The organism is Micromonospora sp. NBC_00362 (assembly GCF_026342155.1).
In the GTDB taxonomy this organism is placed as follows: Bacteria; Actinomycetota; Actinomycetes; order Mycobacteriales; family Micromonosporaceae; genus Micromonospora; species Micromonospora hortensis.
Map to the genome: position 1 here is coordinate 3,151,395 of NZ_JAPENH010000001.1, position 26,241 is coordinate 3,177,635.

Consider the following 26,241-nt stretch of genomic DNA (forward strand, 5'->3'; position numbering starts at 1 on the left):
TATTTGTGGGCAACATTCCCCTGTTGCAGAACGGCTGTCGGGATGTTGCAAAACTCAACAGGAAGGAGAGCTGGGTGGCCGATGACATGGGCTCGACGGTGCCCCGACGCCAGCTCGGCAGGGCGCTGCGTGACCTGCGCACCGAGGCGGGGGCGACCCTGGACGCGGTCGCCGAAGCGCTGGAGTGCAGCCGCCAGAAGGTGTGGCGGATCGAGAGCGGGCTCGGCTCGGTGCGCGGCGTCGACGTCCGAGCGATGTGCGAGCTGTACGGGGCGACGGACGAGCTGACCCGGGCGCTCATCTCCCTGGCCGGCGAGACGAAGGCGAAGGGCTGGTGGCATGCGTACGGCGATGCCGTCCCCGAATGGTTCGAGCTGTACGTGGGCCTCGAATCCGCCGCAAGCCGGATCCGCCGCTACGACGAATCGTTAATTCCCGGCTTGTTGCAGACCCGAGGCTATGCGCTCGCCGTCTACCAACACCGATCGGAGGTTGACGACGACGAACGCGAACGACTGGTTCAGGTGCGGCTTCAGCGACAGTCGCTGCTGGCACGTCGCCTACCGGCAGCACCCAAGCTTGACGTCGTGATCTCCGAGGGCGCACTGCTCCGTATCGTGGGCGATCGGAGCACGATGGCTGAGCAACTACATCACCTGCTTCAAGTCGGCGCGCGGGAATCCGTGACCATCCGAGTTCTGCCGCTGGCGGCCGGCCTTCATCGCGGAGTCGAGGCCGGCACCTTCGTCATGTTGGAGTTTCCGCTGGGCAACCGGGCAACACCAGAACCCCCGATCATCTACAGCGAGTCGTGGACCGGAGCGCTCTACCTCGACCGTCCAGAAGAGTTCGCTGCCTACGAGACGGTCTGGGCCAGCCTGGATCAGCTTGCCCTCGATGAAGGACAATCGAGGCACCTGATCAACAAGATCATCGGGGAGGTACACCATGGCTGATCTGACCGACGCCCGATGGCGTAAGAGCACCCGTAGCGGCAGTAACGGTGGCGACTGTGTCGAGGTTGCCGACAATTTGCCCGGCATCGTCGCCGTGCGCGACAGCAAAGACCCGCACGGCCCGGCCCTCAACTTCTCCCCCACCGCCTGGGCAAGCTTCGTGCGCTCGACCCGCATTTCGCGCTGAGGCTTAGGTGGGTGTCTCGGGGTCTCCGGGGGACACCCACCCGCCGCGGGGGCTGCGCTCGACGACCGAGTTCGGTTAACGTGCGGCAGTGACAATCGGCGATGTTAAGGTGACGATCCGGAAGGGCGATCAAGCACTCGACAACGCTCGGATGAGCATCGAGAAGGCCAACGCCAAGCTCGCCGACGCGACCGCTTTGGCAATCGCAGCCCTGCATGACAGCGAACGCGGCGAGGCGAGGCAGTCCCGGGAGGCCCTCCGTGAGGCTGCCGACGAGGTCGAGTTGGTGCTTCGCCGAATCAAGGCTGCCAAGGACCATGCTGCCGCCTACCTCGCCGTCATCGGATGAGCGGAAGCATCGGCGAAGTCGTCGCCCAACTGAGAAGCGCCATCGACACCCTCCACAGCGCCGCCGTTGTCGCGCGACGCGCTCAGGCTGACGCGGAACAGGCCAATACGCACTACACCCATGCAGCGCAGGGCAGCAGGCATCCCGAACTCACCGGCGCTGTGACCGAGAGCAAGACCGCTGGCGAGAAGGCCGGCAAACTCGCCCGCCTGATCAGCGAGGCGGCCGACCGCGTAGGCGCCTACTCCAATGCGGTCGCTCCTGGCTCTGCCCCGACCACGCAGCCATCCGACTCAGCCACACCGTCCGGTGAGGATCTACTCGCCGAGACCGTCGAGCGCGATTCCGCACGAAAGAACGTCGCTTCCTTCCTGAGTACGATGACCAGGAAGGTTGAGGACGTCCAGGAGAACACCCAGAAGTCGGTGGCGGCGGCCAGGGAAGCGTTCACGATCATTCGGGGTCCGCAGGGCCCACCAGGGGCGCAGCAAGCCGGCACCACAACCCCGACGGTCGGCCCTACGGTAGGGCAGCGTCTCCTCAACGAAGCACCGGATGCGGCGGGACACCTCGTCGTGGTGGGGCTGGTGGCGAGCATCGCCGTCCACCGCTCCGTTCAATCAATCCGCAAGGGAATAGCGAGGTTACGAGATCGTGAGCGTACGGACCGAGTTCAGCGACCTGATTCGCGCGATGGCGCGGCGTGACTGGGGCACCGTGGACCAACTCCTGGACGGGTTGGAGGCCTCCGGATGGCGCGGCGGGAACCAGGTGATCGGCGCAGCGTTCGCCATCGCGGTCAACGACCGCTTCGGCGCCGCTCACTCCCCCACCGACGTCGCTCGCTTCGTCGCCGAGACTCGCACCCAGTTTCCGGGCGCGGAGTCGCTGCCTACCCTGGAGATGGAAGGCCTCGTCCGCGCGGCCCTCGGCGAGGTCGGGCTGATCGACAATCTCAGCCCCGAGACCGCCCTGCAGATGCAGATCGTATTCCTCGGCAAGCTGCTTCAGGACCGCGATCCCACCGAAACGCAGCTTGAAGACTTCATCGCCGACGTGGAGCGCACGGCCGCCGAGTACATGTAACCAGCGAGGGCTGCGTGCCACCTTCATCTCCGATAGTGTCCGTCCGACCACGCAAACGTGAACTCGTTAGCGCGATCATCAGACGGAGGGCGGCATGGCCAGCATCGAGGAAGTCAAGGCGGCGTTGATGCAGGCCGCGGAGCAGGGCAACTCCACGATTAACCAGATCCGGGCCGCCGCCGACAACACCGAACAAATGCTGGCCCGGCTACGCGCCATCTCCGCTGGTACCGGCCACCCGGCGATCGCCGAAGCCATCGCACGCGGCGAACAGAGCAAGCAGCGCCTCGCCGAAGCCATGGCACTCGTGCAGGGCAGCTCGGAGGCGGCACGCCGCTACATCAGCGTCCTTGGCTGATCACCGACCACCACGATCTGTGTTGGCGAGGTCAAGGCGTCCCTCCGCGTCGCCATCGAAGCTGCCCGTCAGGGACGTCGGGTGTTGGACCAGGCCGCCTCCGACGCGGAGGCGGCAACCCGGATGGCGGACGCCATCGTGCTTTGGTTGAGCGCGGCAGTCGCGGACGCCGAGGTGGCCCGCGACAAAGCCGGCCGCTACGCCCGCCTCCTGGCCGAGGCTGCCCCGCCACATCACGGACGACGAGCTGGATGCCATCCTCGCCGAGGCAGTCAGCCTCTCCTCACGCGCCTGAGGTGCGCAGCTTCGGCACTGACGGCATAGCGCCGTGATCAAAAGCGCCGCCAGCGGCAAGGCTGGCCTGCGTTGGCCCTTTGTGCCGCTTCTCGTGGTTTACTCGCAGAGATGTACTTGTAACCGCCCACGAGCTAGGGGCACGCGGCCAATGCTGCTGAGTTTTCGCTTCGCCAACCATCGTTCGTTTCGCGACGAGCATCAGCTGAATCTGACGCCCGTCTACGGCGACGGGGCCGAGGCCGACGAGCCGGCTCCGCAGGCGGTCCAGGTCGTCGGCATCTTCGGAGCCAACGCGTCGGGCAAGTCGAACTGCCTGGGCGCGCTGGCGTTCATGCGGCACATGGTCGTGGAGTCCGACCGGGCGGTCGAGCCCGGTGTGGGCCTGTCCCGGGAGCCGTTCCGGTTGGATCCGGAGGAAGCCGTCCAGCCATCGCGCTATGTCGTCGACCTTCGGCTCGGCGGAGTCAGACACACCTATGGCTTCTCGATCGACGACGACCGAGTGCTGGAGGAGTGGCTCTACCACTTTCCGCTGGGGCGCAGGCGGCGCGTATTCGAGCGCGACGGCGACGTCTTCAACTGGGGCGAGGAGTCGGGCCGGCGCAGCGACCTGGAGCAGATCGCTGGCATCACCGCGCCAACAGCACTATTCCTCAGCACTGTCGCACGCTTCGGCCAGAGCCGCCCCCAACCGGATCCGACAAACCCACAGCCGTTGCACGACACCTACCGGTGGTTCTACCTGACCGGCCAACGGACTGACCCCAACTCTGGGCTGTCCGCCCTCGTCCGTATCGGCCAATCGGATGCCGACGAGGTACGCCGCTTGGTCGTCGACCTGTTGCAGGCCGCCGATGTGGGGATCGTCGACGTGGTGATCGCCTCTGATTCGGGTGATGATCAGACCGTCTGGTCCGACCTGCCAGCCAGGAGATCGAGCGACCGACTAAAAAGAGCCGTCGCGGCTATCCGGCCCTCGCCCCGCGTCCAGTTCGCTCATCAGGGTCCGCACGGCACCGCACTGCTCGACCTGCAGGACCAGTCGACGGGCACCCGGCAACTGCTGACCCTGGGTCTGCATGCCGCGGCGATGCTCCGTACCGGCACCACAATGCTGATCGACGAGATCGATGCGAGCCTGCACCCGATCCTGACCGCCAAGCTCATCAGCCTGTTCCGCAGCCCGGCCGCGAACCCCCTTGGAGGCCAACTCATCTTCACCAGCCACGACGCCGCCCTGCTCGGCACCCTCGACGCTGAAGAAATCCTCCGCCGCGACGAGATCTGGTTCGTGGAGAAGGACAACGAGGGTGCCTCCTCGCTGTATCCGTTGACCGACTTCAAGCCCAGGAAAGAAGGTGAGAACCGTCAGCGCCGTTACTTGAACGGCAACTACGGCGCGGTTCCCGACCTGTCCACCGACCTGTTTGAGCAGGCCCTTGCCACCCGTGGAGGATCGGATGACGCCCCGGCAGGGTGATCGGCGCGCCTCGGGCTCGATACGGTCCGGCCGTGGCCGCGAGACCGACCTCCGACGCCGCGCATCGACCCGAGAGCAGCGGACAACCGTGCTGATCGCCACCAACGGTGAATCCACGGAACGGGACTACTTCAACGGCCTCAAGCAGGAGGCGTGGGTACGGCCTCGGGTGGTCGTCGTGGCAGAGCGCGGCTCCCCTGTCAACGTGGTAAGAGGTGCGGCGCGGCGTCGGCAGCGCGACGACTTCGACGAGGCATGGGCCGTCTGCGATGTCGACGACTTCGCCACCGAGCCGGCGACCCGCGAATCTGCCGCTAACGACGTCAATCTGGCCTGGTCCAATCCCTGCTTCGAGGTGTGGCTACTGCTCCACTACGGCAACTGCAGCCGGTTCGTGGAGAACGCCAAGAGAGCCCGCGACCTGCTGCGGGAGCACGACCCCTCCTGGGACAAGACCAGGCTCGACTTCGGCAACTTCCGCGACCGGGTTGAGGACGCCTGTCAGCGGGCTGATCGACTCGACCCACCCCCGGATGGCAATCCGTCTACCTCCGTCGGGCACATAATCGCTGCGCTTCGTTAAGACCGGCAAGCCAGGTCAGGACGGAGCCCAGGGTCCGCTGACGAACTGGCCGTTGCCGACGAACGGGCTGACGTTTGGCACGCAGCCGCCGAGGCCCATCGTCTGGGTCATCATGACCGGGGCCGGCTTGCCGCGACCGCCACACTTCATGTGGGCGAAGCCGAGGAAGTGGCCGAACTCGTGATTGATCACGCCGGCGTGGTAATCGTCGATGCTGACCGGGTATCCCGGTGAACCCTGAAGCCAACGCCGCAGGTTGATCATGATGGTCTTGCCGTACTTGCAGGAGTAGACGCCCTCGGTGTCGACGCCGCTCGCGCCGCAGAGGCGGTCCACTGTCCTCGGTGTCGCGAGCCGCACGTCGACGTCGACAGTCGAGGTGCCGACCCGTTGGAAGGACCACGACGCCCGGGTCAGGTTCACCGAGGCGTTGGTGACCGGGTGCTGGGCCGACGTGGCCCAGCCGTTCGGTGCGGCCAACACCTGCTCGATGCTCGCGGCGAACCGGTCGGGCTTCCAGGCGGGGATGTCACCCCAGGCGATGCCCTTCTCCACCGAGACGCTGTAGCGCACCCGCTTCTTGCCCTTGCCGATCACGCGACCCTTGCCGGTGGCGGTGGTGAAGGTGCCGGCGGCCCTGGTGGGGATTTGCGCGTCGGTGGGGATTTCCGGAGTCGGGCTGGAGGTTGGCGTGTCGTCGGGGCTCGGAGCGGAGTTCTGCGTACTCGGGCCGGGGCGTGGGACTTCGGCCTGCCCGGACGCCGGTGCCGACAGGCCGCAGGCGGCGGTTGCCAGCACCGCTGCCAACGAGATCGGCAGGAGCAGCCGTCCGTTGATCCGCACGTCGAGACCTCCAGGAGCAATCACGGGTGAGTGAGGAACACCGGAAGGCTACGTGACTGCCTGTAAGGAAACTGTCAGGATGATCGGTGCCGTCGCGCGGGCAAAAGCATATAGATCCGGCATGCGATACCGAGGCAGGTCACCCTAGGTGATCAGTGCTGTCGGTTTGAGCGAGGTCAGGCGGCCGCGACGACGTGGTCGATCACCAGGTGGGCGGCACCGGTGATGCCTACGTCCTGGCCGGCGGCGACCCGTTCGATGAGCAGGGTCTGGGTGGCCAGCGGGAGGCACCGCTCGTAGAGGGTGGCCCGCATGCTGGCCAGCAGCGGCTCGCAGTCGGCGAGCCGACCGCCGATGGCCACCACCTGCGGGTTGAAGAAGTTGACCACCACGGCCAGGATCTCGCCGACGGCGCGGCCGGCCTGCCGGGCGAGTGCGGTGGCCTGCCGGTCACCGTCGTCGATCAGGCGGATCACACCGGTCAGGTCGGAGACCGGCACGCCCTGCTCCCGGAGCGCGGTGACCAGTGCGGCGCCGCTGGCCACCGCCTCCAGGCAACCGGCGTTGCCACAGGTGCACGGCGGCGCGGGGTCGGCCACCACCCGGCAGTGGCTGATGTCCCCGGCGGAGCCCTGCGCGCCCCGGTGCAACCGTCCACTGGAGATCACACCCGAGCCGATTCCGGTGCCAGCCTTGACGTAGACGGCGTGGTCCAACTCGGAATGCGCGGTGCGGTGCGCGCCGAGCGCCATCAGATTGGCGTCGTTGTCCACGATGATCGGTACGTCGACACGGCCGGCGCAGAACGCGGCGACGTCGAAGCCGTTCCAGCCGGGCATCCGCGATGGGCTGACGATCCGCCCGGTGGAGTGCTGCACCGGACCGGGAATCCCGATCCCGACGCCACGGAGCGCACCTCCTGCCGAGCCGCCGGCCGTCGGGGCGCTGCCCACCAGGGTGGCGACCTCGGCGAGTAGCGCGCCGAGCACCGCCTCCGGGCCGTCCTCGATGCGGACCGGCAGGGTGCGGGCCTGGACCACCCGACCGGAGAGATCCAGTGCGCCGACGCGGGCGTGATGCGCGCCGAGGTCGATGGCGCCGACCACGGCACCGCCGGTGGGCACGGCGAGTTGGCGGGGTCGCCGCCCGCCCCGGGACCGCCCGGCGCCGGCCTCCTCCAGCAACCCCTGGCTGATCAACGCCTCGACCCGCTGCGAGACCGTCGACGGGGAAAGCCCGGAGAGGCGGGACAGGTCGGCCCGACTGACGGCCGCTCCGGTGGCCACCCAGCGCAGTAGCTCCCGGGGGCCGCCCCGGAGGGCATCGCGTGGCGCGTCGTCAATCGTCACGTCAGCTTCTTAGCACCCGGAGTTTGTTCAAGCAACCGGTTGACTTAGTTTGCTAGCTACCTTTAGATGGCGCTGTTGGTTCGATATGAAGCTGACTTAGTTTTGTAGTCGAAGGAAGTGAGGCCGTCTGGTGGCACCGGAGACGACGGGTGCGAACCGACCGATGGTGTCGGTACGCGGCCTGAACAAGTGGTTCGGTCCGCTGCACGTGCTCAAGGACATCGACCTCACGGTCGCCGCCGGCGAGGTGGTCGTCGTGGTGGGGCCTTCCGGCTCGGGCAAGTCGACACTGTGCCGCTGCCTCAACCGGCTGGAGACCGCCGGGCAGGGCAGCGTCGAGATCGACGGTGAGCCGCTGCCCGCCGAGGGACGCGCGCTGGCCCGGCTACGCGCCGATGTCGGCATGGTCTTCCAGTCCTTCAACCTCTTCGGCCACAAGACGGTGCTGGACAACATCACCCTCGGCCCGACCCGGGTCCGCCGGATCCCCCGACCCGAGGCGCGACAGCAGGCGATGGCCCTGCTGGAGCGCGTCGGTATCGCCGACAAGGCGGACCACCACCCGGCCCAACTCTCCGGCGGGCAGCAGCAGCGAGCCGCGATCGCCCGCGCCTTGGCGATGCAACCGAAGGTGCTGCTCTTCGACGAGCCGACCTCGGCCCTCGACCCGGAAATGGTCAACGAGGTGCTCGACGTGATGGTCTCCCTCGCCGCCGAGGGGATGACCATGATCGTGGTGACCCACGAGATGGGCTTCGCCCGTCGCGCCGCCGACCGGGTGGTCTTCATGGACGACGGCCGGATCGTCGAATCCGGCGCACCCGACGACTTCTTCGCAGCTCCGCGCACCGAGCGGGCCCGCGACTTCCTATCCAAGATCCTCCAGCACTAGCCCCCAACGGGAGGGTGTCATGTCAATCCTCAAGATGAGCTTCACCGGGCGGCGGTCGCTCGCCCTCACCGCCACCGCCGTGGCGGTGGCCCTCGCCGCCACCGGCTGCGGCGGCGACAGCGGCGGCGGCGCTCCGACGCTGCCCGGCAACCCCGGCCTGGGCGGAGACGGTGTGGTCGCCCAGTCGGTGTACGACGCCGCCCCGGTGGCCACCGACGCGGACATCCCGGCCGGTTCGACGATGGAGGCGATCCGCAAGCGCGGCTACCTGAACATCGGCGGATCCCTGGACGCGCCGCTGCTCGCCCAGCAGAACCCGGTCAGCGGCACCATCGAGGGCTTCGACGCCGACATGGCGAAGTTGCTGGCGAAGTACATCATCGGCAAGCCCGAGGTGAAGACGACGACCATCGGCACCCAGACCCGGGAGGCCATGCTCCAGGCCAAGTCGGTGGACGCGGTCTTCCAGACGTACACGATCACCCCGCAGCGGGCCACCCAGGTCGCCTTCGCCGGGCCGTACCTCACCTCCGGCCTCGCCGTCGGGGTCCGCAAGGACGACACCTCGATCAAGAGCGTCAAGGACCTCGCCGGCAAGACCGTGATCGTCGGGGCGAACACTCCCGCCGTCACCGCGCTGCCCTCCGCCGCGCCCGGCTCGAAGCAGATCGCCTTCGGCACCGACCCGCAGGCGTTGCAGGCGCTGCTGCAGAAGCGCGCCGACGCGTACGTGCAGGACTTCACGCTGCTCGCCTCGGGGGCCAAGGCGAACCCGGGGATGAAGGTGGTCGGCGAGCCGTTCACCACCGAGGCCTACGGCATCGGCCTGAACAAGGAGGACGCGCAGTTCAAGGAGTTCGTCAACAACTGGTTGAAGAAGATCCAGGCTGACGGCACCTGGGCGAAGGTCTGGGAAGGCACCCTCGGCTCGGTGGTGGAGGGTGGGGCGCCCACCCCGCCCGCCCTCGGTTCCGCCGACGGCTCCTGAGCAGCCTCTCGTACCGATGGAAGCCCTCACCTCGCACCTGAGCGAGCTTGGCCACGGCCTGGTCACGACGGTCGAACTGACCGTCGTGACCACCGTCGGCGCGATGCTGCTGGGCATCGTCGTGGCCACCCTGCGCATCGCCCCCGTCCCGCTGCTGCGCGCCATCGGCACCGCGTACGTGGAGGTGTTCCAGAACCTGCCGCTGCTGGCGCTACTGGTGCTCTTCGTGTTCGCGCTGCCGACCATCGGCATCACGTTCCCGCTGTTCACCTCTGCCGCGATCGTCATCGCCGTGTACGAGGGGGCGTACCTGGCCGAGGCGATCCGCGCCGGGATCAACACGGTCGGCGTGGGTCAGGCTGAGGCAGCCCGAGCCATCGGGCTCACCTTCGGGCAGTCCCTGCGGCACGTGATCCTGCCGCAGGGACTCCGGGCGGTGATCCAACCGATCGGCAACATCTGCATCGCGCTGCTGATGAACACCTCGCTGGCCGCCGCCGTCGGCGTGGTCGAGCTGACCCAGGCGGCCAACACCGTCAACCTGGTCGAGGCTCAACCGATCGCCGTCTTCACCGGCGCGGGCCTCGCCTACATGCTGCTGGCGCTGATCATCGGTCAGGTCACCGGCCTGCTCGAACGAAGGCTGGCGATCGTCCGATGAACAAGACGCAACAGATCCTCTTCGACGAGCCCGGTCCGCGCGCCCAACGGCGGATCCGGATCGCCACGGTGCTGGGTGCCGTTCTCCTGGTCGGCGCAGTGGTCGCGGCCGTCTACCAATTCGCCAGCCACGGCGAGTTGGCCGCCGCCCGGTGGGAACCGTTCACCACCTGGCCCATCTGGCGGTACCTGCTCAACGGCCTCTGGGCCACGCTGCGCGCCGCCGCCGCGACCGCAGTGCTCAGCGCCGCGCTCGGACTGCTCCTGGCGCTCGGCCGGCTGTCGACGCACCGACCGCTGCGCTGGCTGGCCGGCGCGTACGTGGAGATCTTCCGGACCGTACCCACCCTGCTGCTGATCTACGTGACGCTGTTCGCGCTGCCGCAGTACGGGTTGAACTTTCCGCTGTTCTGGAAGCTCGTGGTGCCGCTGGTGGTCTCCAACTCGGCGGCGTTCGCGGAGATCTTCCGGTCCGGCATCCTGGCGCTGGACCGTGGCCAGACCGAGGCCGGCCTCGCGGTCGGACTGCGCCGGGGGCAGGTGATGGCGTTGGTGGTCCTGCCACAGGCGCTGCTGCAACTCGCCCCGTCCCTGGTCAGCCAGCTGGTCGGGCTGCTCAAGGACACCTCGCTCGGCTTCGTGGTCAGCTACACCGAGCTGCTCTACAGCGGGCAGGTGCTCTCCTCGTACACCCACCTGCTGATCCAGACGTTCCTGGTGGTGGCGCTGATCTACCTGGTGGTCAACGCCTCGCTGTCGAAGTTCGCCCGTGTCCTCCAGGCCCGCAACGGCCGCTTCGGCGGACGGCGCGGACGGCGGACCGCCGAGCTGCCCCCGCCACTTCTCGAAGGGAACACCCCCCGGTGACCATCTTCCGCTACGCCGAACTGGCCCGGGTCGTGCGCAACGGCTTCGTGGAGAGCCGGCACTACGGCAGCGTCGTGGTGCTCGCCCCGGACGGCACTGTCGCCCTCGCCGCCGGCGTACCCGACGAGCCGGTGCTGCCCCGCTCCACCCTCAAGCCGGTGCAGGCACTGGCCTGCCGGATCGCGGCGGGCGACGAGCTGACCGGCCCGGCGCTGGCCCTCGCCGCCGGCAGCCACACCGGAGACGACCGGCACGTCGAAGTGGTACGGGCGATGCTGGCCGGGGCCGGCCTGACCGAGAACGCGCTCGGCTGCCCGGAGGACTGGCCGGAGGACGAACCGACCCGGGAACGGCTGATCCGCGCCGACGGACAGCGCGACCGGATTCGAATGAACTGCTCCGGCAAGCACGCAGCGATGCTCGTCGCCTGCGTCGCCCAGTCCTGGAGCACCCACGACTACCTCGACCCCGACCACCCGCTCCAGCGGGAAACCGCCGCCGCCGTCGCCCGGCTGGCCGGCACGCCGATCGCGCACCACGCCGTCGACGGCTGCGGGGCACCGCTGTTCGGCCTGTCGCTGACCGGCCTGGCCCGCACCTTCCAGGCGTTTGTCACCGCGCCCACCGGCAGCGACGAGGCGCTGGTCGCGCAGGCCATGCGCCAACATCCGGAGTACGTCGGCGGCTGGAACGGGCACCCGAACACCGACCTGATGCGGGCGCTGCCCGGCTTCCTCGCCAAGGGCGGGGCCGAGGGCGTGCTCGCGGTGGCCGCACCGGACGGTCACGCGGTGGCGGTGAAGGCGATCGACGGTTCGCCCCGAGCCACCACGGCCATCGCCCTCGCCGCCCTCGACGCCGTGGGCGTACCGGTGGGTGGGGCCGACGCGCTGCGCCAGGTGCCGGTGCTCGGCGGCGGCGTACCCGTTGGTGCCGTCACGGCCGTCATCGACTGGACCACAGCATCGTCTCGGACCGAAGCGGCATCGCCTCGCACGGAAAAGGAAGAATCATGAACACATTCGAGATCTGCATCGACAGCGTCGAGGGAGCGGTCGCCGCCGAGGAGGCCGGCGCCGACCGGGTGGAGTTGTGCTCCGCGCTCTTCGACGGCGGGCTGACCCCCAGCCTGGGCACCATCGAGACGACACTGCGCGCGGTCAGCCGGATCCGGGTACACGTGATCGTCCGTCCCCGGGCCGGCGACTTCATCTACTCGCCGTTCGAGATCGAGGCCATGGAGCGGGACGTCCGGGCCGCGGTGGCGGCCGGCGCGCACGGCATCGTGATCGGCGCGTTGACCGCCGAGGGCGACGTCGACGTGCCGACCACCCGCCGGCTGATCGCCGCCGCGGGCGACGCCAGCATCACCTTCCACCGGGCGTTCGACATGACCCGTGACCCGCACGCGGCGCTGGAGCAGCTGATCGAGCTGGGCGTGCACCGGGTGCTCACCTCGGGGCAGGAGGTCAGCGTGCTGGAGGGTGCCCCGCTCATCGCCGACCTGGTGCGCCGCGCCGCCGGCCGGATCGTCGTCATGCCGGGCGGTGGCATCACCCCGCGCAACATCGCCCGGATCGTCGAGGCGACCGGCGCCGACGAGTACCACTTCGCGGCCCTGGTCAGCTCGGACAGCCCGGCCGTGCACCGCAACCCGGCGCCGCTGATGGGTGGCAGCCTGAACCGGCCCGAGTACGAGCGTTCGGGCACCTCGGGCGCCCTGGTCGGCCAGGTGCTCGCCGCCGCCCGCGCCTGACCCAGTCGGCTGCTTCGCCGAGCGGTGGGTCTGGAGAAACCACCTTCAGGCCCACCGCTCGCGGGTATCAGCCGACGGGCCAGGCCGCGACGTCACCCCGGTTTGGCGGCGACTGCTCAGTAGCCCAACAGGGCGACGAGCAGCGAGGACACCGCGGCGACCAGGAGCACACCGCCGGTGCCGAGCCCGACCACAGCACTCACCGCCATGGCGCGGGCCCGGGCCACCGGCACCGCCGCGAGGGCCACCACGGTGACGAGCACGGCGACCACATAGATCAACGGATAGTCGATCAGCGCCGCGACCGGGAAGAGGTGCACCCCCACGACGAGGGCGATCCAGGGGGCGGCCAGCTCATTGCGCCGCAGCAGTGCCAGCAGCCCCGCACCGACCGCGGCGGCGCCGAACTCGATGCCGACGACGATGCCGAAGGTACGGCTGGTGTCGGCGTCGAATGCCGTACCGTCCGACCAGTGACGCCAGGCGAGCAGGGCCCCGGCGGCCGCCGTGAGCAGGGAAAGAACCGAACCGGCGATGAGCACCCGCCGCCACCGCTTCGGGGGCGCCTCCTGCGCCCAACCGAACCAACTGGTGGCGAAGAAGCCGAAGACGAACGCCGTCGCCGCCGCGTCTCGGACATGTTCGGTGATCATTGGCTCCCCGATCATTGCCTGGGCTCGACGTCTGTCTTCGCCTCGTCTGTCAGCCACATTGTCGAGCCGCGATCATGATCGCGGTAGATACTGCCGCATCGGGACGGCTGCCCTGCCCGCACCCGCCCCGATCACGCGCCTCCCGACCGTTACGGCCGGTCAGACGGAGCGGCCGGCTAGGCAAGACCTTGATCACCAGTGGGCCCCTCGCCGTGGTGAGGGGCACAGGCCACCCCCACCCCCTTTGCTCTGCACCCCAATAAGCGCCAGTCGCAGACCGTAGCCGTCGCGCCCGCGGGTGCAGAGCAAAGGACAACCGACACCCAACACCCCTCACCCCCCGGCCACCTCGGGCAGACGCCAACAGAGACACCCAGCAGTCACGCAAAGGACATCAGTGCGGCGATGACATGGAAGTAGTGGCCTCCGCAGCCTCGGGAGGCCACTACTTCATCGATCGAGCACGATCATGGGACTGTGCGCTGACTCGACGCGATGTCGTTGACGCAGCGCAGCACCGGGCGTGCGGTCAGTGCGGCAGAGTCCAGCGACCGATCCGCCCGCACGGTGAAGGTCGTCGACTCGCCGGGCAGCAGAGTGACAAGGGCCGTGTCCACAGTGGCAGTGGCGTCCAGCCGGTCCGGGAAGAGGGCCAGGTCGCGCAGGACCGTGCGGGCCGTGACCCGGACCCGCTGCCCACCGTCGACCGGCTCGACAGTCGCGTCCCAGGCCGCCGCCGGCCAGTCCACCTCCCGGTCCTCGGCGAAGAACCACAGGGCGCGCTCTGCGCTGCCGCCGGCCTCCGCGACCAGCACCTCGCGCCGAGCATCCTCCGGCCGCGCCAGGTCCGTCGACAGCGCCAGCACCACCGAGGAGTACGCCGCGACGTCGAGGTTGACCGAGGTCTTCGCCCTCGGCTCCCCGGTGAGCGTGAACCGGGTGACCGCGGCCGGCACGGTCCACGCCTCGGCGGTCTCGTTGACGGCTACCAGGGCCAGGCCGCCGTCGCGGGGCTGCACGGTGAGCAGCCGGTCGGCGTACGCGTGGCGCAGCGCGTACCACAGGGGTTTGCGGCGCCCGTCGCCGTCGACTGCCGACCAGGAGGTCACCGGCCAGCAGTCGTTGAGCTGCCAGACGATGGTGCCCGCGCAGACGTCCCGGTGGGAGCGGAAATGTTCCACCCCGAGCTGGATCGCACGGGCCTGGTTGAGCTGGGTCAGGTAGTGCCAGTCGTCGAAGTCCGCCGGGGCGGGCAGGTGCGCGTCGAGGCCCCGCTGGAGTTTGGCGTCACCGCCGGCCGCCTTCTGGTGGTGTGCCATGCCCGGTGAGTCGTGCGCCAGGGGTTCGTCGCTCAACGCGCGGCGCAGCGTGGCGTACGCCGGTGGGGCCTGGTAGCCGAACTCGGCAACGAAGCGCGGGACGTACTCCCGGTACCTGGTGTAGTCGTGGGTGTTCCACACGTCCCAGATGTGGGTGGTGCCGTGCGCCGGGTCGTTGGGGTGGATCGCCTCGGTGCCCGACCAGGGACTGCCCGGCCAGTACGGGCGGGTCGGGTCCAGCTCGCCGACGATTCGGGGCAGCACGTCGAGGTAGTAGCCGCGCCCCCAGGTACGCCCGGCGAGGGCCTGCTGCCAGTCCCAGTCGTGCCAGCCCCAGATGTTCTCGTTGTTGCCGGTCCAGAGCACCAGCGACGGGTACGGCGCGAGCCGGGTGACCTGCTCGGCGGCTTCGGCGGCCACCTCGGTGCCGAACGGCTCCTCCTCCGGGTACGCGGCGCAGGCGAAGAGGAAGTCCTGCTGGACGAGGAGACCGCGCTCGTCGGCGAGGTCGTAGAAGTCCGCCGACTCGTACCGGCCGCCGCCCCAGACCCGGAGCAGGTTGACGTTGGCCGCGAGGGCCTGGTCGAAGCGCTCGGCCAGCCGCTCCCGGGTGATCCGGGTGGGGAACGTGTCGTCCGGGATCCAGTTGACCCCGCGGACGAAGACCGGGACGTCGTTCACCGACAACGCGAACGGGGTGCCGTGCTCGTCGGGTGTGGTGTCCAGCCGCACCGAACGGAAGCCGATGCGGTGCGACCAACTGTCCAGCGTGTCGCCGTCCGGCGCGTGCAGCGTCACAGCGATCGGGTGGCGGGCCTGCTCGCCGTACCCCCGGGGCCACCACAGCGCCGGCTCGCGGACGGTGAGGGTCAGCACGGCGGTGCGCTGCCCGGCCGGGACGACCACCTCGGCGCGGACGCCGGCCACGGCGGCGCGGACGGTCAGCGGGACGTCCGCCACCCGCTCGACCTCGACGTGCACCTCGACCCGGCCGTCGCGACCGTCCATGGTGACCAGCGGACGGACCGTGGCCAGTCGGGCGGTCGACCAGGCGTGCAGGCTGATCTCCTGCCAGATGCCGGCGGTGACCACTGTCGGCCCCCAGTCCCAGCCGAAGTTGCAGGCCATCTTGCGGATGAAGTGGAACGGCTCCGGGTAGGCGTTCGGCCGGTCGCCGAGCCGCTCCTGCTGTGCCTCGGCGTAGCGGTACGCGGAGTCGAACGTGACGACCAGGTCGTTGTTCCCGTCGCGCAGCAGCCCTCGGACGTCGAACCGGTAGCCGCGGTGCATGTTCGCGGTGCGGCCGACCTCCACACCGTTGACTGCGAGCGTGGCGACGGTGTCCAGGCCGGCGCACACCAGGTCGACGCGCTCGTCGTCGCCCGCCCGGTGCACGAATGTGGACTGGTAGACCCAGTCGGTGCGTCCGATCCAGGCCACCGCCCGCTCGTTGTCGTCGAGGTACGGGTCTCCGATCAGCCCGGCGTCGAGCAGATCGGTGTGCACGCAGCCCGGTACTGTCGCCGGCACGGACCGACCGGCGATCTCCTCGGGCACCTGTGCTCCGGGGGCCGCTCGCACTGTCCAACCGTCGTAGAGTGCCTGTCGGCTCACCATGTCACCGCACCTTCCCGCATCGAAAGATGCCGAACTGAACCGGATAAGCTGAGAAACGGTACGGTCCGGAATCCGGGCTGTCAACGGCCAGAGAGCGAAGGAGCACGCCGGTGAAGCGGCCGACCATCGCCGACGTCGCCCAACGCGCCGGGGTGTCAAAGGGCGCCGTGTCGTACGCGCTGAACGGGCAGCCCGGCGTCTCCGAGGCCACCCGGCAGCGCATCCTGGCCATCGCCACGGAGATCGGTTTCAGCCGCAGCAGCGCCGCCCGAGCCCTCTCGGCCGCCACCGCCGGGGCGATCGGCCTGGCCCTGTGCCGACCGGCGCGGACCCTCGGCGTCGAGCCGTTCTTCATGGCGCTGATCAGTGGCGTCGAGGCCGAACTCTCCGCCCGCTCGTACGCGCTGACCCTCCAGGTGGTGGCCGACCCGGACGCCGAGATCGCCGTCTACCGGCGGTGGTGGGGCGAACGACGGGTGGACGGGGTGCTCGTCTGCGACCTGCGCACCGACGACCGTCGCATTCCCGCACTCGAACAACTGCAACTGCCGGCGGTGGTGATCGGCGGCCCCGGCGGCACCGGTGAGCTGGCGAGTCTCTGGTCCGACGACGCCGCCGCGCTGACCGAGACGGTGGAGTATCTGGCCGCGCTCGGGCATCGGCGGATCGCCCGGGTGGCCGGCCTGCCCGACCTGCGGCACACCGAGATCCGCACCGATGCCTTCGCGGCGGTCTGCCAGCGACTCGGCCTGGTCGACGCGGTCACCGTCTGGTCCGACTACACCGGCGAGGAGGGCGGCCGGGCCACCCGCCGGTTGCTCAGCTCGGCCAGCCGGCCCACAGCCGTCATCTACGACAACGACGTGATGGCCATCGCCGGGCTCTCCGTCGCCCAGGAGATGGGCCTGACAGTGCCCGGCGATCTGTCCATCGTGGCGTGGGACGACTCGCCGCTGTGCCGGCTGGTGCACCCGCCGCTGACCGCGCTGGGCCGGGACATCCCGGCGTACGGCGCGCACGCCGCCCGGCAACTGCTCGCCGTCGTCGCCGGGCAGCCGGGCGGGCGGGTGCAGGACGAGACAGCGCACCTCACGCCGCGCGGCAGCACCGCACCGCCCCGGGGGAGATGAACCGGTTCAGCGAGACGCTGAGGGAAACTCCTCGAAGTACGCCTCGACCCGCTCGGCCGTCGCCGGCCGGGCCAGTGCGAACCCCTGCCCGTACCGGCAACCACCCCGGCGCGCCCCCTCGACCTGGGTCGACGACTCCAACTCCTCGGCGACGATCTCGACGCCCAACCGCTCACCCACGTTGACCACCACGTCGATCAGCGGCGGTTGCCCGTCCGGCCGTGCGCCCACCAACTCCGGGCCCACCTTGAGCAGATCGATCGGCAGGCGGCGAAGCTGCGCCAGTGAGGCGTGCTCGGCCCGGAAGTCGTCCAACGCGGTGCGTACGCCCAACGACCGCAGCCCGGCCAGCCGAGCCACCACCGTCGACAGGTCACCGGCGACCCTCGGCTCGCTCACCTCCACCACCAGTCGCTCCGGTGGCACCCCGTAAGCGGCCAGCACTGCCGCGAGCCGCTGGACGAAGTCGGGGGTGGTCAGCTCCCGGGTCGTGACGTTGACCGCCATCCACAGCTCCCGGGCGCCCACCGACCAGTCGGACAACTGCCGGCAGGCCCGGTCCAGCACCCACCACTCCAACTCGCCGACCAGGTCCAGGTCCTCGGCGACCGGCAACAACTCGGCCGGGAGCACGGTGCCGAGCACCGGGCTGCGCCACCGCAGCAGCGCCTCCGCGCCCACCGGCTGCCCGTCGGTCAGGTCGACCACCGGCTGGTAGACGAGGTCCAGCTCGCCGCGCGCCACCGCACCGGGCAGCTCGCGCTCCAGGTCGAGCCGGCGTACCAGCTGTTCCTCCAGGAACGCGTCGTACCACTCCACCCGGTCCCGGCCCAGCTGCACGGCCCGTCGTCGGGCCAGCTCGGCCTGCCGGAGCACGTCCGCCGGCCCCGCGCCGCTCACCTCGGCCAACCCGATGCTCGTCTGCACACGCAGCATCGCGCCGGCCAGGCGGTAGGGCGGGCCGAGCGCGCTCAACAGTCGGGTGCCCAGCGCGTAGGCCAGCACCGGGCCGGCGGCGGTGACCACCGCGAAGCCGGTGCCCGTGCACCCGGTGACCAGATCGTCGGGGGCGATGACCGCGCGGGCCCGGTGTACCGCCTCGGCCAGCACGTCCTCCCGGGCCGTCGGGCCGAACCCCTCGGTGCCGTGCAGGTCCACCAGCAGCAGCGCGCCGGCCGGCGCCGGAACGTCGCCGATCGCCGCCAGGGCGTCCAGCAGGGCAGCCCGGTCGCCGCCGCCCGCCGCCGCGGGCCGCCGGCTGAGCCCCGACCACGCGGAACTGTGATCAGGCGACCAGGTCGAGCCGGCGCCCGTGGCGGTTGCCGCGCCCTCCGGGACGTCGAGGGTTCGCTCGGGCAGCGGCTCCGGCGTGCCCGGCCAGCGGCCGGGGGCCGCCCGGCGGTGCCGCAGCGACCGGCCGGCCGGTCGCCGATGAGCGGCCCGCCGAACGGACGTGGACGCGTCGCCGGCGCGCAGCAGCTCGCGCAGCACCAGGGGCGGTACCGCCGCCAGGGCCAACAGCACGCTCGTCCGGTCCGGTGCGCGGCCGGCGCCGAGGTGCACACCCGATGCCAGCAGCAGCACCGCCGCGGGGAGCACCGACCGGGGCCAGGCCGCGGCGACCGGCTCCACCGACTCCGTGTCGTCCGCCGCATGCGCCGCGCCGACCGCGACGAGCAACATCCCGAACACCAACGGAGGTACGGCCAGCAGGGCCACCCGGCCGGCCGGCGCGGACGGCAACGTGGCCAGCAGCACCAGCCCGCCCACTGTGAGCAGGACGCCGCCCCGGCAGAGCGCCGCGCCCGAGCGCCGCCGTGGCCCCGCGAACGCGTTCAACGCGGCCATGCCCAACCCGCCGAGCGTCAACGCGGCGGCCAGCCGAACCGGGACCGGTGGGCCGTCGGGGGGCAGCAACAACCAGCCGGCGAGGGCCAGACCGACTGCCGGGCCGGTCGACTCGGCCAGCCACCGCAACCGGACCGAGGCCGCCGCTCGGGACCGGCCGGGGAGCCGGTACAGACCGGCCGTCGAGAGGGCCGCCACGACCAGCGACCCGATCAGCACGGCGAGGGTGTGCCCGATGCCGGCCAGGGGCAGCACGACGGCGGTGAGACCCGCGGCCACCACCGCCGCGTCGAGCAGCACCCCCGCCGCACGCGGTGTCGGATCGGTGCCGCGGCGGGAGGCCAGCCGGGACAGTCGCAACCCGGCGAGCGTGGCACCGGCACCGGCGGCCAGCGCGATCACCACCGAGGGCGGGACCAGGTCGACGGAACCGGCGAGGAGGAGCAGCGCCACCGCCACGGACGTGGCGGCCTCCGGCGCCGCACGGCGGGGGACGAGAACGCGGAACGGGTACGCGAGGAGCACGGCGGTCGCCTTCGTGAGGGGGCACGGGGGCGGTGCGGCGGTGCGGGACATCGGACGCTGCGAGTCCGCTACCCACGATTGGCAACGATGGACGGCCGAATTGGTTACTTGCCGGTCACTCAGGGAAGACAACGACCCGTGTCACTGTACGGCGTACCGCACGCTGCCGGCACCGCCCGCCGCGAGCCGAAACAACCCGAAGTGGGATCATCGGAGGGTGAGTAAGCCCGACACGGTCCGCTTCCGGTACAACCAAGCCATCCTGGTGGCCGCGATCATCGCCTTCGTCGGCGCCCTGCCGCTGGCCAACGCCCAGGACTACCTGCTGCCGGTGCTGCTCGTCCCGCTAGCGGTCGCGGTGTGGGCCTGGCGGGCCGGCACCGACGCCGACGCGCGGGAGCTGCGCATCCGGGCACTGATCGGGCACCGTCGGATCGACTGGGACCAGGTCCTCGAGCTGACCACCGACCAGCGCGGGCGGGCTGTGGCCCGGCTCGACGACGGCCGCCAGGTCGCCCTGCCGGCCGTCCGTGGCGCGGATCTGCCCCGACTGGTCGCGGCGACCGGCCAGCCGCTGCCGGACGCTCCGGCGGAGACCCCCGGTCAGTAGCCGTCGACCACCGTGTTGATCAGCGGCTGCCCGGCGGCGAACCGGCGGACCTGATCGCCCACCAGCCGGTAGGCCCGTGGCAGCAGCCCGCGCACCGACCCGCCGACGTGCGGAGTGAGCAGCACGTTCGGCATGACCCAGAGCGGAGAGTCGGCGGGCAACGGCTCCGGGTCGGTGACGTCCAACGCCGCCGAGATCCGACCGGTGCCCAGCTCGGCGACGAGCGCCTCGGTGTGCGCCACCGGGCCCCGGGCGGCGTTGACAAGCAGCGCCCCGTCCGGCATCGCGGCCAGGAACGCCTTGTCGATCAGGCCACGGGTCTGGTCGGTGAGCGGCACCAGCACCACCACCACGTCCGCGTCGGGCAGGAGCCGGGGCAACTCCTCGACGGCGTGCACCCCCTGCTCCGGGCGGGCCGTCCTGGCGACCAGTGTGAAGCTCACGTCGAAGGGGGCGAGCCGGTCGCGCACCGCGGAGCCGATCGAGCCGGCGCCGATGATGAGCACCCGCTTACCGGTCAACTCGTCGGTCGGGGCGTTCTCCGCGAACGTCCAGCGCCGCTCGGCCTGCGCGCGGACGAACGCCGGGAACGCCCGCAGCTGGGTGAGGATCGCTGTGACGACCCACTCGGCGGTGGAGGGGTCGTGCACGCCCCGGGCATCGCAGAGCGTGACAGCCGGCGGTGTCCGGCCAGCCCAGGCGTCCGCCCCGGCGGAGAGCAACTGCACCACCGCCAGGTCGGGCAGCTCCCGCAGCACCGCCGTCGCGTCCGAGCCACCCAGGAACGGCGGCACCCAGAAGCGGACGTCCGCCGCCTCGGACGGCATCCGGTCGGTGTGCTCGAAGACCTCCACCGTCACGTCCGCGGGCAGCTCGCCCAGGAGGTTCAGGCCGGCCTGGTGCGGAATCCATACCTTCACGTCCGCCGACGATAGTCCCCGGCGCCGCGGCTGGTGGAGGCACGGCAGCGAACCGGCGTCCCGGGGGATGGCGCGCGGTGTCGAGGCGGGCGAGACTCAGCACACCGATGTTCGACTCCGCCCCCAACGAGGTATAACGAAGGGTCGGAGGGCCGGTCGGCCTCCGCCCCGGCAGACAGGTGCTCGATGACCGACGGCTCCCCCGGCCCCGCCCGGCGTTCGATCGCGCCACCTTCGGTGCTCGGCGACCCGCAGCGGTTGCGCGCGCTCGCCGACACCGGGCTGGACGCCGTCCCGGACGAGGCGTTCGACAGGTTCGCCCGGCTGGTGAGTGACCTGCTCGACGTGCCGGTCGCGCTGGTCTCCCTGGTCTCCGCCGACCGGCAGTTCTTCCCCGGCGCGGTCGGGTTGCCCGAGCCCTGGTCGCAGCGCCGGCAGACTCCGTTGAGCCACTCGTTCTGTCAGCACGTGGTGGACACCGAGGTGCCGATGGTGTTGCCGGACGCCCGGCTCTACCCCCGTGTCCGGGACAACCTGGCCATCGACGACCTCGGCGTGGTCGCGTACGCCGGGATGCCGCTGACCGACCTCTCCGGCCGGGTGCTCGGCTCGCTCTGCGCCATCGACAGCAAGCCCCGCGCCTGGACGGCAGCGCAGCTGCGGACACTGGCCGACCTGGCCGCCGCCTGCTCGTCCGAGCTGCGCCTGCGGATCGCGCTCGACGGCGCGCAGGAGGCCCGGCGGCGGGTCGTGCAGGCGCACGAGCGGCTGGAACTCGTGGCCGGGGTGAGCGAGACGCTGGCCGGCACCCTGGACGTGGGCACCGCGCTGCGCCGGCTCGCCGCCACCATGGTGCCGCTGCTCGCCGACTGGTGCCTGCTCACCCTGATCGGGCCGACCGGCCTGCCCCGCGAGGTGGTCTCGGTGCACCGGGACCCGGCCCGCACGGCGGACGTCGACCGCTTCGGCGAGCTGCTGCGCACCGGGTTGAGCCCCGAGTCGGTCATCCGGGCGGTGCTCCGGACCGGCCAGCCCCGGCTGGGCGGCGTGGCGTCCCTGGCCGACGTCACGAGGGGCACCACGAACCCGGAGATGGCCTCCATCGCCAGTCGGCTGGGCATCGCCTCCTACCTGAGCGTGCCGGTGCGGGGTGTCGGCGGCACGGTGCTGGGGGCGATCACGCTCGTCAATGGTGGCCAACGTCAGCAGTTCGACGACCGGGACCTGCTCACCGCTGTCGACATCGGCCGCCGGGCCGGCCAGGCAGTCGGCAACAGCTCGATGTACGGCGAGCAGCGGCACGTCGCCGAGGTCCTGCAACACAGCATGCTGCCCCGGCTTCCGGTGGTGACGGAGCTCGAGTTGGCGGCCCGCTACCAGCCGGCGGCCGACCGCAACGAGGTGGGCGGTGACTGGTACGACGCCTTCGTGCAGCCCGACGGTGACGTGATCGCGGCGATCGGCGACGTGGCCGGGCACGACATCGAGGCGGCGGCGACCATGGGCCAACTGCGCAACCTGGTGCGGGGCAACGCCTTCGGCCGGCCGGACGCGGTCGGGTCACTGATGAGCAACCTGGATGGCGCCATCCGCGGCCTGCGGCTGCCGATCGCCGCCACCGCGACGCTGGTACGGATCTGTCCGCAGCACGCCGGTGTGCACGAGGTGACCTGGTCCAATGCCGGGCACCCGCCGGCGCTGGTGGTCCGCGTCAGTGGGGCGGTGGAGGTCCTGGAGGCGACGCCGGAACCGCTGCTCGGCCTGGCCCGCCCGTCGCCCCGGAGCAGCCAGTCGACCGTCCTGGCCACCGGCGACACCCTGCTGCTCTACACCGATGGGCTGATCGAACGGCGGGACCGCTCCATCGACGAGGGGTTGGCCGAGCTGGTGGGCCTGCTGACCGGCACCGACACGCTGCCCCTCGACGACCTGTGCGACCTGCTGCTCGCCTCGATCCGGCACCGTGAGGACGACACCGCGTTGCTTGCCGTACGGGCTCGGTGAGCGGTCCACCGGGGATCATCGGGGGGGTCCTTCGGCACCCGTTGCATCTCGACGGGCCCGGTCGGGTCGCGCGGCGGGCTACCCTGGGCCGGGTGAGCGCCCGTCCCCCGTACCCTCGCATCCACCGCCTCCGGGTGGCCCTCGCGGTGTCCTGCGCGGCGCTGCTGTTCACCGCCGGTTGCAGCTTCGGTGAGCCGGAGCCCGACCCGGCCGGCGAACCGCCCAACCTGCCGACCCCGTCCGCGTCGGCGAGCCCCGGCGGCGCCGGTCAGCAGGCGGTGGCCACAGTGCTCGCCAAGGGTCTGCGGGTGCCCTGGGCGATCGCCTTCCTGCCGGACGGCGGCGCGTTGGTCACCGAGCGGGACAACGGCCGGATCCTCCAGGTCGGGCCCGAGTCCGGGCCGGACGGGCTGCGGGTCCGCCCGGTGCAGACGATCACCGACGTGGCGGCGGCGGGCGAAGGTGGCCTGCTCGGCATCGCGGTGTCCCCCGACTACGCCCGAGACCGGACGGTGTTCGTCTACTACACCGCCGAGCAGGACAACCGGGTCGCCCGGCTGCAACTCGGCGGGCAGCCCACCCCGATCCTCACCGGCATCCCCAAGGCCAATGTGCACAACGGCGGCGGGCTGGGCTTCGGCCCGGACAAGCAGCTCTACGTCAGCACGGGTGACGCCGGTCAGCGCCCCCTCTCGCAGGACGTGAAGAGCCTCGGCGGCAAGATCCTCCGGATCACCCCGGACGGCAAGCCCGCCGCCGGCAATCCGTACCCCAACTCCCCGGTCTGGTCGATGGGGCACCGCAACGTCCAGGGTTTCGCCTGGGACGCCGCGAAGCGGATGTACGCCGTGGAGTTCGGCCAGAACACCTGGGACGAGATCAACCAGATCACCAAGGGCGGCAACTACGGGTGGCCGGAGGTCGAGGGTCAGGCCGGCGACAGGCGGTTCACCGACCCGATCGCGCAGTGGGCGACGTCGGACGCGTCCTGCTCCGGTCTGGCCGCCACGGACCGGCTGCTGGTCACCGGTTGTCTACGCGGCAAGCGCCTCTGGGTGATGGAGTTGACCGACACCGGCACCCTGCTCGGTCAGCCCAGTGAGCTCCTCACCAACCGCTACGGTCGGCTGCGTGCGGTGGCCGCGGCACCGGACGGGTCGCTCTGGGTGAGCACCTCCAACCACGACGGCCGGGGTGACCCGGCGGGCGACGACGACCGGCTCCTGCGAGTGGTCTTCGCGGGTGGTGACGGCGGACGCAGCTGATTGCGTCACCATCCGTTCAGGTTTGCCAAGATCTTCCGACGGGCAGGTCAGACTTTCAGCATGGACGGGCAACGCGACGAGCGGCACGACGACGCCGATGACCGGGACGACCCGGTGACCGGCGACGATCGGCCGCGCCCGACGGGTTGGTGGGTCGGGGCCGCCGGCCCGCTGCGCCGCCTCGGGCTGATCGTCGCCGTCCTCGCCGTGGCCCTGGCCGGGGCGGTGCTCGGGGTGCTGGCCGGTGGCCAGGTGAGCACCGACATCGGCCCGTTCCGGGCCAATCTCAGCATCTCCCCGGCCCGGGACGGCGGCACCACCGTCGACATCCCGCCGCTCGGCGCGCTGCTGCTCGACAGCCACGACGGGCCGACCCATCTCACCGTCCGGCTGGGCGCCCTCGACCAGGGGCGCACCGAGGCGCTGATCGACGACCCGGCCAGCATCAGTCGGGCCAGCCAGAGCGCCGTGGAAGACGTCCGCTCCGGGGTGATGCGCCTCGGCCTGCGCACCCTCGGCGCGTCGCTGCTCGTCACGTTGATCCTGGCCGGGCTGATCTTCCGCGACGTCCGGCGCACCGCCTGGGCGGGTGGGTTGGCGTTGCTGGTCACCGCCGGCAGCCTCGGCACGGCGGCGGCGACACTTCGTCCGCAGGCCATCGAGGAACCACGCTACGAGGGGTTGCTTGTCAACGCGCCGGCCATCGTCGGTGACGCCCGCCGGATCGCCAACGACTACACCAAGTACGCGGAGCAGTTGCAGCGCCTGGTCGGCAACGTCAGCCAGCTCTACACCACTGTCTCGGCGCTTCCGCTGTTGGAGCCGACCCCGGGCACCACCCGGGTGCTGCACGTCTCCGACATGCACCTCAACCCGACCGGCTGGCAGCTGATCCGGACGGTCGTGGAGCAGTTCGGCATCGACGTGGTGATCGACACCGGGGACATCACCGACTGGGGCAGCGAACCGGAAGCCTCCTTCGTCGCCTCGATCGGCCTGCTGAAGAAGCCGTACGTCTTCATCAGGGGCAACCACGACTCCGGTAAGACCGCCGCCGCTGTGGCCCGTCAGCCGAACGCGATCGTGTTGAACAACACGACGACGACCGTCGCCGGGCTGACCATCGCCGGCATCGGCGACCCGCGCTTCACCCCGGACAAGAACACCTCCCCGGCTGGCAGCGGGTTGACCCAGCAGGTGGCCGACCAGGTGATCGGGGTCGGCAACCAGCTCGCCGCGACGGTTCGCAGCTCACCGCGACCTGTCAACATCGCGCTCGTGCACGACCCGGCGTCGGCCGGGCCGCTCGCCGGCACCTGCCCGCTGGTGCTGGCCGGGCACACCCACTCCCGGCAGGTCTCGGAGTTGCCGCAGGCGCCCGGGCAGCAGCGCACCACGCTGATGGTGGAGGGCTCCACCGGCGGCGCCGGGCTGCGCGGCCTGGAGGGCGAGAAGCCCACCCCGCTGTCGATGAGCGTGCTCTACTTCGACCAGCAGAAGCTGCTCCAGGCGTACGACACCATCACCGTCGGCGGCACCGGGCAGGCCCAGGTCAACCTGGAACGGCGCCTGGTGGAGAACCCGGCCGCCGGTGTCCCCGCCACGCCCACACCCACGCCGAGCGGCGGTGCACCCACGCCCACACCGACCGGCTGAGCCGACGTCGACGCCCGCCAACGGATCGGCGGGCGGTCGACGG

Annotated in this window: 25 protein-coding genes; 19 read left to right on the forward strand and 6 right to left on the reverse strand. The window is 70.7% G+C overall.

Annotated elements, in window-relative coordinates:
• Window positions 1-74: 74 nt before the first annotated feature.
• From OG992_RS14285 to OG992_RS14320, 8 genes are all read left to right on the forward strand, one after another.
• Entirely contained in the window at window positions 75-956 is an 882-nt protein-coding gene (locus OG992_RS14285) for a helix-turn-helix transcriptional regulator (RefSeq protein WP_266303457.1), read from the forward strand.
• Window positions 949-1,143 carry a DUF397 domain-containing protein gene (locus OG992_RS14290; protein WP_266303458.1) on the forward strand — a complete coding sequence of 65 codons (195 nt, stop codon included), beginning with the start codon at window positions 949-951 and terminating at the stop codon, window positions 1,141-1,143. The genes OG992_RS14285 and OG992_RS14290 overlap by 8 nt, the downstream gene beginning before the upstream one ends.
• An 88-nt stretch (window positions 1,144-1,231) precedes the next feature.
• Window positions 1,232-1,492 carry a hypothetical protein gene (locus OG992_RS14295; protein ID WP_266303459.1) on the forward strand — a complete coding sequence of 87 codons (261 nt, stop codon included), beginning with the start codon at window positions 1,232-1,234 and terminating at the stop codon, window positions 1,490-1,492.
• Entirely contained in the window at window positions 1,489-2,199 is a 711-nt protein-coding gene (locus tag OG992_RS14300) for a hypothetical protein (RefSeq protein ID WP_266303460.1), read from the forward strand. Before OG992_RS14295 ends, OG992_RS14300 begins: the two co-directional genes overlap by 4 nt.
• Entirely contained in the window at window positions 2,147-2,578 is a 432-nt protein-coding gene (locus tag OG992_RS14305) for a hypothetical protein (protein WP_266303461.1), read from the forward strand. Before OG992_RS14300 ends, OG992_RS14305 begins: the two co-directional genes overlap by 53 nt.
• A 94-nt stretch (window positions 2,579-2,672) precedes the next feature.
• Window positions 2,673-2,936, forward strand: a complete 264-nt coding sequence (locus OG992_RS14310) for a hypothetical protein (RefSeq protein ID WP_151490548.1) — start codon at window positions 2,673-2,675, stop codon at window positions 2,934-2,936.
• A gap of 445 nt (window positions 2,937-3,381) precedes the next feature.
• The gene (locus OG992_RS14315) at window positions 3,382-4,713 is read left to right on the forward strand and encodes an ATP/GTP-binding protein (RefSeq protein WP_266303462.1); all 1,332 of its coding nucleotides are present in this window, start codon (window positions 3,382-3,384) and stop codon (window positions 4,711-4,713) included.
• A gap of 88 nt (window positions 4,714-4,801) precedes the next feature.
• On the forward strand, window positions 4,802-5,296 hold the full coding sequence (locus OG992_RS14320) for an RloB family protein (protein WP_266303463.1): 495 nt from the start codon (window positions 4,802-4,804) through the stop codon (window positions 5,294-5,296).
• Between the two features lie 15 nt (window positions 5,297-5,311).
• Here OG992_RS14320 and OG992_RS14325 read toward each other — a convergent pair whose 3' ends face one another.
• Both OG992_RS14325 and OG992_RS14330 read right to left on the reverse strand, forming a co-directional pair.
• Window positions 5,312-6,139, reverse strand: coding sequence for a DUF3152 domain-containing protein (locus OG992_RS14325; protein WP_266303464.1), 828 nt, complete (start codon window positions 6,137-6,139; stop codon window positions 5,312-5,314).
• Window positions 6,140-6,315: 176 nt separating this feature from the next.
• Entirely contained in the window at window positions 6,316-7,488 is a 1,173-nt protein-coding gene (locus tag OG992_RS14330; protein WP_238684669.1) for an ROK family transcriptional regulator, read from the reverse strand.
• 163 nt (window positions 7,489-7,651) lie between these two features.
• Between OG992_RS14330 and OG992_RS14335 the strand changes: the two genes are divergently transcribed.
• From OG992_RS14335 to OG992_RS14360, 6 genes are read left to right on the forward strand one after another with little or no spacing between them, the layout of a single operon-like run.
• Complete coding sequence (locus OG992_RS14335; protein WP_210781094.1) at window positions 7,652-8,380, forward strand: amino acid ABC transporter ATP-binding protein; 729 nt, start codon at window positions 7,652-7,654, stop codon at window positions 8,378-8,380.
• 19 nt (window positions 8,381-8,399) lie between these two features.
• Complete coding sequence (locus OG992_RS14340) at window positions 8,400-9,368, forward strand: glutamate ABC transporter substrate-binding protein (RefSeq protein ID WP_266303465.1); 969 nt, start codon at window positions 8,400-8,402, stop codon at window positions 9,366-9,368.
• Window positions 9,369-9,384: 16 nt separating this feature from the next.
• On the forward strand, window positions 9,385-10,029 hold the full coding sequence (locus OG992_RS14345; protein WP_091393215.1) for an amino acid ABC transporter permease: 645 nt from the start codon (window positions 9,385-9,387) through the stop codon (window positions 10,027-10,029).
• On the forward strand, window positions 10,026-10,895 hold the full coding sequence (locus tag OG992_RS14350) for an amino acid ABC transporter permease (protein ID WP_238684672.1): 870 nt from the start codon (window positions 10,026-10,028) through the stop codon (window positions 10,893-10,895). The genes OG992_RS14345 and OG992_RS14350 overlap by 4 nt, the downstream gene beginning before the upstream one ends.
• Window positions 10,892-11,911: an asparaginase gene (locus OG992_RS14355; protein WP_266303466.1), complete on the forward strand. Its 1,020-nt coding sequence runs from the start codon at window positions 10,892-10,894 to the stop codon at window positions 11,909-11,911. Before OG992_RS14350 ends, OG992_RS14355 begins: the two co-directional genes overlap by 4 nt.
• The gene (locus tag OG992_RS14360) at window positions 11,908-12,651 is read left to right on the forward strand and encodes a copper homeostasis protein CutC (RefSeq protein WP_238684674.1); all 744 of its coding nucleotides are present in this window, start codon (window positions 11,908-11,910) and stop codon (window positions 12,649-12,651) included. The genes OG992_RS14355 and OG992_RS14360 overlap by 4 nt, the downstream gene beginning before the upstream one ends.
• 116 nt (window positions 12,652-12,767) lie before the next feature.
• On the opposite strand, the gene OG992_RS14365 is transcribed toward OG992_RS14360, so the two are convergent.
• Complete coding sequence (locus OG992_RS14365) at window positions 12,768-13,304, reverse strand: hypothetical protein (protein WP_266303467.1); 537 nt, start codon at window positions 13,302-13,304, stop codon at window positions 12,768-12,770.
• A gap of 467 nt (window positions 13,305-13,771) precedes the next feature.
• On the reverse strand, window positions 13,772-16,240 hold the full coding sequence (locus OG992_RS14370) for a glycoside hydrolase family 2 protein (RefSeq protein WP_266303468.1): 2,469 nt from the start codon (window positions 16,238-16,240) through the stop codon (window positions 13,772-13,774).
• A 110-nt stretch (window positions 16,241-16,350) separates the two neighbouring features.
• On the opposite strand from OG992_RS14370, the gene OG992_RS14375 reads away from it, so the two are divergent.
• The gene (locus tag OG992_RS14375) at window positions 16,351-17,370 is read left to right on the forward strand and encodes a LacI family DNA-binding transcriptional regulator (protein WP_238684677.1); all 1,020 of its coding nucleotides are present in this window, start codon (window positions 16,351-16,353) and stop codon (window positions 17,368-17,370) included.
• A gap of 6 nt (window positions 17,371-17,376) precedes the next feature.
• On the opposite strand, the gene OG992_RS14380 is transcribed toward OG992_RS14375, so the two are convergent.
• Window positions 17,377-19,743: a GGDEF domain-containing phosphodiesterase gene (locus OG992_RS14380; RefSeq protein WP_266303469.1), complete on the reverse strand. Its 2,367-nt coding sequence runs from the start codon at window positions 19,741-19,743 to the stop codon at window positions 17,377-17,379.
• Window positions 19,744-19,960: 217 nt separating this feature from the next.
• Between OG992_RS14380 and OG992_RS14385 the strand changes: the two genes are divergently transcribed.
• Window positions 19,961-20,353, forward strand: coding sequence for a PH domain-containing protein (locus tag OG992_RS14385; protein ID WP_238684679.1), 393 nt, complete (start codon window positions 19,961-19,963; stop codon window positions 20,351-20,353).
• On the opposite strand, the gene OG992_RS14390 is transcribed toward OG992_RS14385, so the two are convergent.
• On the reverse strand, window positions 20,347-21,273 hold the full coding sequence (locus OG992_RS14390; RefSeq protein ID WP_238684680.1) for a 2-hydroxyacid dehydrogenase: 927 nt from the start codon (window positions 21,271-21,273) through the stop codon (window positions 20,347-20,349). The two genes, OG992_RS14385 and OG992_RS14390, sit on opposite strands and share 7 nt — an antisense overlap.
• Window positions 21,274-21,459: 186 nt before the next feature.
• Between OG992_RS14390 and OG992_RS14395 the strand changes: the two genes are divergently transcribed.
• From OG992_RS14395 to OG992_RS14405, 3 genes are all read left to right on the forward strand, one after another.
• Window positions 21,460-23,277, forward strand: a complete 1,818-nt coding sequence (locus OG992_RS14395; protein WP_266303470.1) for a SpoIIE family protein phosphatase — start codon at window positions 21,460-21,462, stop codon at window positions 23,275-23,277.
• A gap of 92 nt (window positions 23,278-23,369) precedes the next feature.
• A complete protein-coding gene (locus OG992_RS14400; protein WP_266303471.1) occupies window positions 23,370-24,542 on the forward strand; it encodes a sorbosone dehydrogenase family protein in 1,173 nt (390 codons plus the stop codon).
• Window positions 24,543-24,602: 60 nt separating this feature from the next.
• Window positions 24,603-26,198, forward strand: coding sequence for a metallophosphoesterase (locus tag OG992_RS14405; protein ID WP_266303472.1), 1,596 nt, complete (start codon window positions 24,603-24,605; stop codon window positions 26,196-26,198).
• Window positions 26,199-26,241 lie beyond the last annotated feature (43 nt).